Consider the following 6,015-nt stretch of genomic DNA (forward strand, 5'->3'; position numbering starts at 1 on the left):
CGATTTAAACCCGATTGAGCATCAATGGCATAGAATCAAGCAAAGAGTTAGAAAAACTATGACATCCACAACCCAAAACCTTCATGACCTCATCGATTCAGTCATCTGCTCTATATGTCAACCTTTGCCTGCTTAGCTATATAGCTAAGCATACAAAGATTGACATGCTATGGGTCGCCGGGCGTAACCCCACATTCGTTTCCCATAGCGAAGCGTGACGTAGCCATGAATCTTAAGGCGACAACCTTAACCTACCTAGCTATACAACCCAAAATCTTCATGACCTTATCGATTCAGTCATCTGCTCTATATGCCAACCTTTGCCTGCTTAGCTATATTTCCAGAGATGTTTATAGGGTCTGTTTAGGCAGTGCAGGCTAGGGAACTTTTTTCAGGAGACAACGGGGGCTACCGCCCAAGGAAAATGCCCTGCACGCACCCCCGCCCAGCGGGTTAACAAGGCCGTTCCCCACGTGCGCCAGTGGGTATCCTGCAGGCAAGATACGACCCAAGCGCTGGGAAACCCCCGCACGCCCCCGTAAGCCCCCAACAAATAGCCGGTGAGCAACAGGGTTAACGGCGAACGCCCCTGCCGTACCCCCAGGGTCAAGGTCGTGCTCGGGTCCGCTGCCCCTGCGATAAAGTCGGTAACTGCCAGCGCCACCTCTGGCCAGGTGTCCCCACTGTTCAGGGGTTCCCCCACCTGTCCCTGCAGCGCCAGCGCCAACACCCCTGCCCATTCAGCCACCACCGCTGGCAATTGCGCCGTTGCCACCAGTTCCCGCATCCGTTCCCCCTGGGGATAGCCCAACAACAAACCCGGCAACACCAGTACCAGAGCCTCCGCCGCCGTTTGTGCTGGGGACACTGCCGCCAACTGCCCTGCCCAATAGGCACAGGCTTGATACAACCGTTGGCCCCACTTGCCCGGCGCTTGCGGATGCCACACCCAAAACGGGCAGGACGAGTCTGCCCCCATTTCCCCCAGCACTGCCCCCAACAGCGCCCCCTGCCACCGTTCTTCCAGGGTCAACATCCCGCCGCCACCTGCTGGTAGTACTGCCGTAACTGAGCCGTGGCCTGCTCCCACCCCCACCGTTCCGCTTCTTGCCGGGCGGCGACTTGTAACCGTTGCCGTTGCGCGGGCGAGGCCAACACCTGCTGCACTGCCCGCACCAAGCCCTGCTCATCCTCCGGTTCGTAGAGAAACCCCTGCACCCCGTCTTGCACCACATCGGTAATTCCCCCCCGCCGGGGTGCCACCACCGGACAGCCTGTGGCCATCGCCTCCAAAAGCACCAACCCCAACGTCTCCGTACAGGAAGGAAACACAAACACATCCGCCACCGCAAACGCCTGCGCCAACGCTTCCCCCTGCAAATACCCGATAAAGTGCGTGTTGGTGCCCTGGAAATACTGTCGCAATGCTTCCCGGTGCGGGCCATCCCCCACCAAGGCCAAATGCGCCGTAGGCAGGGCCGTCAACAGGGGACGCAACCGCTCGATTTCCTTTTCCGCCGACAGCCGCCCCACATAGAGCAACAAGGGCGCCTCAGGATGCCCCCCCGTCAACCACACCCGGGTTTCCTGGCGGTACTGCCCTGGGTGAAACAACTCCGTATCCACCCCCCGCTGCCACAGGGCCAACCGCTCAATGCCATTGGCGCGCAACTCCTGCAACATTGCCGTGGACGTACACAAATTCAACTGCGCCTGGTTATGGCCTGCCCGCAGGAGCGCCCACAACACCCCTTCGAGCGCCCCCAGCCCATAGTGCCGCAAGTAGCGGGGCAAATGCGTATGGTACGAAGCCACCAACGGCAAGCGATACCACTTGCTAAACACCAGCCCCCCCACCCCCAACACCGCCGGATTCACCACATGCACCACATGCGGCTGAAACGCCCGCAACCGCTGCCCAATTCCCCAGTGCGGCCAAGCCAACTTCAATTCCGGGTACAACGGCAAGGGCATCCCCTCGACCCCCACCACCTTCGCCCCACAGTATTCCGCCGGTGCTCCCGCTGGCGCAAACACCAACACCTCATCCCCCATCCGCCCCAACCAACGAATCGTATGGCGCAACCGGGTGACAATCCCATCAATTTTCGGCAAAAACGTCTCTGTAAACAACGCAATCCGCATGAGGGCCACCGCTGCCAAACAGCCAGGTCAAAGGCATCCTACCGCAAAAAAAGCCCCTTGTAACCCCTCAATAGCCGTAGCGCGGCGCATTCGGATAAATCACCCACCCCGGCCCATACACCGGCGTTGTGTACCCGCCCACCGGGGGATAAACCCCCCCCGGAAACGCCGTAAAGCCGTAGGAAAACCCGCTTTTGGAGTTGTAATTCACGTAGGGATAAATCGTCACCGTATAAGGTGCCGCCACCCCATACACCTTTTGCAAGGGCGCCACATACACATACCCCCCGCCATACGCTGGCCCCGCTAGGTAATAGGGTATCAAGGACCTGTAGGGATAAATAAGCTGCTGTTGTCCAGCCTGAATCCAAGGATGGCCATAGGGGTAGGGATTAGCCAGCGCTGGTGTCCCCATGACCGCCAGACCCAAACCTAGAGCGCTTGCCCACAGCGTTGTTTTCATCCGCCAAACCCCCCAAAAGAACCCAGAACCAACCCCTTTATTTCTATTCTAAACCTACCGCTGAGAGAAGCCATTTTCTGCCAATAAGTTCCCCTTTCAGGCGCGCCATTTTTTGAGCCGCGAACTCAGCCAATCACTCAGGGAATGATTCCACGCCCCCAACTCCAGTCCCACCCCCACCGCCCACAGCTCCCGGCGATACAGCCCAACACACTGACGCACCCACTGCACCACCGGCCAAGGATGGCCCCATCCCCTGCTCAGGCCCCAGCCCACACCCAGCAGCATGGCCGCCCCCACCCCCAGATACAGCAACCGTCCCAACGTCCCCACAATTGGGCCATGCGACCAAAACGAACGATGTTTGAGGCACTTTTGGTAGGGAATCCACAACACCTTACAGGGTCCCCAGCGCCGCCATTGCCGCGAAGGAATATCCAAATCACCGCTAAACATCAACCCACTAAACACATAGCTGCCGGTCACCAGCAGCGGCAAATGTCCCCCGCCGGTCAGGTGCCACGCCAAACCGGCAACCACCGGAGCCGTCCAGAGAATCAGGCGGTCATGGACTGCGCCACTGGCCATGCATGCAGTCGTAAGTTATTGAAAGGAATTGTACAGTTCTCATCCCGCCTTTGGAAAGCGCAACTGACCTGTTGAAAATCAACCTGGAACCAAAGAGTTTTCTGAGCTTATATGTAAATACATATGTAAATACAAAATCAACTACTTGCACCCTTCAACATGGTTTCATCAGGCAATTTCCTGGCCGCCCACTCCGTAACAAATCTCCATCAATGGGTGCTTGGGGGCCGGCCATCCCAGGGATGCTGTCATTTTTAGCTAAATTGGTTAGTATTGTACAAAGGGGTTGATAAACAGTTCGCCATTTACCAGTCCTGTCCTCTAAATGATTGTTGCCGGGTTTGCGCAGCTTTTGACCGATGTCCTCACCAAGATTCCAACTATGCCATTAGCCCTGTTGCAGAATCAGCCTAAAAAAAATGTGGATCAGGAACATCTCCGGCGCAATTTCTTCCGTTGGTTTCGCATCCTGTTTGGCGTTGGTCTTATGACCTTTGCCGGTTATTTATTCTGGCAACGGCAAACCAGAGTGATTAGTCGTGTCGGCTACATCAACGCCGAAGTGATCACCATTTATGCGCCGATCACTGGGGTTCTCCATTTAGAGCGGCTGCAGGTGGGCAGTGTGCTTCCCAAAGGGTTTTTCATTGGTGCTATTCGGAATGAACGCAATCCCCAGATTGCCATTGATGTCGAGAACTTACGCAGTAGGTTAAAGCTGGCGCAAAATCAACTGAAATCGGTCAATGAACGCCTGGACAATCGCCAAAGACTTGCGCATTTTCTGGCTGCAAAAGCACAGAGTCAGGCCAGGTTAGATATGGAATTTTTCCGTGCCAACTTAGAGCGCGCTCGGCACGAACTTAAGCAAGCGCAGGCGAACTTGGAATTAGCCCGTAAGGAGGCCGAACGGTTTACCCGTCTGGCGCAAGAGGGAGCAGTTTCACAACAGCGAGCAGACCAAGCCATTGCCGAGATGAAAACCGCAGAAGCCTTAGTCGCCGGTCGTCAGGCGGAAGTCGATAGGAGTCTGAGTGAACTTTTGGCAACCCAACAAGGGTTACAACTTGATTCCGCCCGTACCTTTAGTTTTCCCCAGATTCGCCTACTAGACCTACAAAAAGAAATCACCGATTTATCTCAAGAAAAGCGTCAACTCGAAGTTTCCATCCTGGTTTTAGAACAAGAACTACGCAAAGCCCAGACGCAGCTCAATTTGCAACGGGAAGCTAAGTTAGAAAGCCCCATTCAATCAGTTGTTTGGTCGGTCAACATCCGCAGTGGTGAATTGGGGGTGCCTGTGGGTGCAGGTACAGCCATTGTGCAATTGTTGAATTGCTATGAAGTTTGGGCCACGGCACTTGTTTCCGAACGGGCCAATCGCAAATTACGGTTAGGGCAGCCTGCCCAAGTCAGACTTTTAGATGGTTCCAATCGCATTTATCGGGGACGAGTGCGCGCAATTCGCGGTGGGGTTGGCCGGGTGACCGCTGGTCTGGATGTGGCAGTGCCTCCTAATGAATTGGTGCGCAATGAATTAGAAGTGCAAGTCACTTTGGATGACGGGGGTGAAGCCCTCTCTGGGGAGCGGTTTTGCAGCGTGGGGCAAAGTGTAGAAGTTATTTTTCTCTAACCCAGATGAAGCGCAGCCTGGCCAAAATTGAACGTTATTTACTGGGCTTTGGTTTGATCAGTTTGGGGGCAGTGCTCCTATCCTATTTCGACTTCAATATACTTTTATCACACTGGTTAGATATTTGGTATTGGGGGAATATCCTTTTTCGTCCCAGTAGCTCTGCCTGGGAATCCCTATTGCTCCCGGCGCTGGTGTGGCTATCCTTTACCTTTTTATTAAAAGAACTCTTTCCCAAACCCAATACACTCAGTCGCGCTATTGTGAGTTTAGTAACTGCTTTTTGGGGCTTGCGTTATTTACTTTGGCGATTTTTTGCAAGTCTGAACCTGGATGATTTGCTGAGCGCCTCTCTCTCGGTTACCCTATTTCTAGGTGAGTGTTTATCCCTCTGCAATTCCATCTTTTTCTACCTGCATAACATCTTCCAAATTGACCGATCTCCAGAAGCAGACCGGTGGAGTCAGGCTGTGTTAGAAGGGCGTTATTTGCCCTCAGTTGATGTGTTGATCCCCACCTACAATGAAGGGATAGAAATTTTACGCAGAACGGTCATCGGCTGTCAGGCTATGGATTACCCTAATAAAAAAATTTATTTACTTGATGATACAAGGCGACCAGCAGTGCGGCAATTGGCAAAGGAACTGGGTTGTGAATATCGGGATCGTCCTGACAATCGCCATGCCAAAGCAGGGAATATCAACCACGCACTGCCCACCATCAACGGTGAGCTAATTGCTGTGTTTGATGCCGATTTTGTCCCCTGCACAAATTTTTTGCAACGCACAGTCGGTTTTTTTCAAGACCCCAAGACTGCCTTAGTACAAACTCCCCAGAATTTTTTTAACGAAGACCCCATCTCGGTCAATCTCGGCTTAGAGGGAATTGTTAACAATGAACAAACCTTATTTTTTCGGTACATCCAACCCAGTCGAGACTTTTTCGATGCAGTTGTTTGTTGTGGCACTTCCTTTGTGATGCGTCGCTCGGCGTTGGATGAAATTGGGGGCATTCCTACGGATAGTATTACCGAGGATTATTTTACCGGTATCAAAATGCAGGCACTTGGGTACAAGGTAAAGTACTTAAATGAAGTTTTATCCGCAGGTCTTGCTCCCGAAACGATTGGGGCATTTGTCAGTCAGAGATTGCGCTGGTGTCAGGGCACTTTGCAGTTGGTATTCTC

General features: G+C 53.6%; 6 protein-coding genes. 2 read left to right on the top strand and 4 right to left on the bottom strand.

What is annotated here, in order from left to right:
* Positions 1–391: 391 nt before the first annotated feature.
* The 4 genes from ACWISF_RS07620 to ACWISF_RS07635 all read right to left on the bottom strand — a co-directional run bounded on the left by ACWISF_RS07620 (position 392) and on the right by ACWISF_RS07635 (position 3,196).
* A complete protein-coding gene (locus ACWISF_RS07620; protein WP_448380985.1) occupies positions 392–1,036 on the bottom strand; it encodes a hypothetical protein in 645 nt (214 codons plus the stop codon).
* Positions 1,030–2,145, bottom strand: a complete 1,116-nt coding sequence (locus ACWISF_RS07625) for a glycosyltransferase (RefSeq protein WP_448380986.1) — start codon at positions 2,143–2,145, stop codon at positions 1,030–1,032. Before ACWISF_RS07625 ends, ACWISF_RS07620 begins: the two co-directional genes overlap by 7 nt.
* A gap of 67 nt (positions 2,146–2,212) precedes the next feature.
* On the bottom strand, positions 2,213–2,608 hold the full coding sequence (locus ACWISF_RS07630; RefSeq protein ID WP_448380987.1) for a hypothetical protein: 396 nt from the start codon (positions 2,606–2,608) through the stop codon (positions 2,213–2,215).
* A gap of 96 nt (positions 2,609–2,704) precedes the next feature.
* The gene (locus tag ACWISF_RS07635; protein WP_448380988.1) at positions 2,705–3,196 is read right to left on the bottom strand and encodes a metal-binding protein; all 492 of its coding nucleotides are present in this window, start codon (positions 3,194–3,196) and stop codon (positions 2,705–2,707) included.
* Between the two features lie 382 nt (positions 3,197–3,578).
* Between ACWISF_RS07635 and ACWISF_RS07640 the strand changes: the two genes are divergently transcribed.
* The gene (locus tag ACWISF_RS07640) at positions 3,579–4,829 is read left to right on the top strand and encodes an HlyD family secretion protein (RefSeq protein ID WP_448380989.1); all 1,251 of its coding nucleotides are present in this window, start codon (positions 3,579–3,581) and stop codon (positions 4,827–4,829) included.
* Between the two features lie 5 nt (positions 4,830–4,834).
* A partial coding sequence (locus ACWISF_RS07645) for a glycosyltransferase (RefSeq protein ID WP_448380990.1) occupies positions 4,835–6,015 on the top strand: 1,181 nt, incomplete at its 3' end.

The organism is Gloeomargarita sp. (genome assembly GCF_053491055.1).